Here is a 2,003-nt window from a genome sequence, read left to right on the forward strand (position 1 = left end):
GTGAATTGTTCCCAGCTGTGGTGTCATAGCCGGATCATCGCGGGGTATTTGTCTTCCCATTCGGTACGGAAGTCGTTGAATTCGGTTTCGGCGGCTTAAAGTGTGGGAGCGCTGTAGATCAGTTTGAGTCGTTTCGTGATCGCCGACCAGTGCTTCTTCGATGCGTAGCGGAGGCTGGCTCGTACCAGGTGGAGAACGCACAGTTGAACCTCTGCTTGTGGCCATAACGCGCAGATCGCCTCGGGCAGGCCTTTCAGGCCATCACAGGCGACGATCAGGATGTCCTCGACGCCGCCGGTTCTCCAGGTCGGACAGGTGGTTCAGCCAGCCCTTGGCGCCTTCACCACCAGTGCCGACCAACGTGCCCGACACGTCGCGTTCGCCGGCCATGCTGATGCCGACCGCGATATAGACCGGCCGGTGCGCCACCGCACCGTCGCGGATCTTGACATGGATAGCATCAATCAACACACCGGGATACACACGATCCAGTGGCCGCGCTTGCCAGAAAATCAGATCCCGATGATCTTGTCTGTGATCTTCGAGATCAGATCACGCGACACCTTCGCGTCATAAATATCTTCCAGGTGCGCTTGAATCTCCCCAGTCGTCAACCCTTCGCGCAAAAGGAGATGACTGCGTCGTCGAAACCGTCAACCTGGCGAGCATATTCGGCACGATCTGCGGAGCAAACGTACCGTCGCGATCACAGGGCACGTCGAGTCTCACCTCGCCCACATCAGTACGCACCGTTTTCGACGACGACCGTTCCGCTCATTCGTCCCGAATTTCCAGCAACGTCGCCTTTGGCATAGCCAATATGCTCGTCCCGTTCGGCGTTCAAAGCCGATTCCAGCACCGTTTTCGTGACCTACCTCAACACCGTTCGGGCCGATCGGCGACACGCCATCCTCACGGGCCTTGTCGACCAGCTCCCGAGCGACCCGAACATCAAGATCATCATTAGCGGAGGTCGGGCCTGCCGAACCAGCGGTCGTGTCTTCGCTTGTCAACCTGGATCCTTTCGAACCGAGCAACGCTCCAGCATGGTCAGATCACCCACCCTACAAGATCACGGACAGTCCCGTTAACAAGGCCGAACAGGCCTTGGCACAATAGACGAAAAGTCGAGATGATCGTCCGCTTAATGGCCAAATTGGTATGACAACCCCGAGTTCACGGGCCTGAGGCAATAGGCCGCCGGCAGGGTTCGAAGCACTGTACGAACTGTCCGACCTGACCACACGGGCCGCCTGAGACGACTCTAATGACGAGTCTCGTCCGAACCCCGGGGTTGTTCATTCCCCCTGTTCCTCCACTCGGCAAAACGCGAAGAGGGCAGAATCTCGGACACGACGCGTGTCCATTCCTTCCCGAGCAGGTCGGCTGGTTCGACGACGCGTTGCTCGGTGACCGCTCGCCAGACCGCCTCACCCGCCGCCACTGCGGCGGCGCCCTGGGCCGACGACGCGACCATGCCGAGGTCGATCGATTCCGAGCTAGGTCCCACAAAGAGGTCGCGACGCATCTGCGGGTCCGCCCCGTCGTGTCCGCCGACTGCGGACGGCACTTCGATGATGGCGTTCTCGCCGAATAGCGGCCGATGAACGATCGTCTCCGCGTCTTGTAGCGGCGTTCCGTCTGGGAGGCGCCCGGTGAAGGTCTCTAGCTGCCCGTGGGTGCCGTTGATCACTAGCCGATACCCTTCCCACGGCGACGAGAAATCAATCGTATACGCCAGGCTCGTGCCTTTGGAGTACGACAACAGCGCACTGTACGTGTCCTCGATATCGATCTCATCGTCATACAAATACAGATCCCGTCCGGCCGGATACTGATACCGGTACGTCAAGCCAAGGAGCCCGGCGCGCGGCGCGACGGAACTGTCCGGGAACGCCCTGCTGCCTGCCTGTGCCCGAAAGTAGGGATCCCGCTCCCGCAGCGCCGCGCCCTGATAAGGGGTGCCGTCCGCGGCGCATGGGCGATGCGGGCTGTCCGGCCCG

2 pseudogenes are annotated in these 2,003 nt (G+C 60.6%); both read right to left on the bottom strand.

What is annotated here, in order from left to right:
- Window positions 1–26 precede the first annotated feature (26 nt).
- Window positions 27–1,013 (bottom strand): annotated as a pseudogene (locus tag ELR45_RS42645) (IS256 family transposase); the annotation flags it as partial.
- Window positions 1,014–1,264: 251 nt separating this feature from the next.
- Window positions 1,265–2,003 (bottom strand): annotated as a pseudogene (locus ELR45_RS10440) (Gfo/Idh/MocA family oxidoreductase); the annotation flags it as partial.

Origin of the sequence: Phytoactinopolyspora endophytica (assembly GCF_004138495.1) — a bacterium.
Classification (GTDB): Bacteria; Actinomycetota; Actinomycetes; order Jiangellales; family Jiangellaceae; genus Phytoactinopolyspora; species Phytoactinopolyspora endophytica.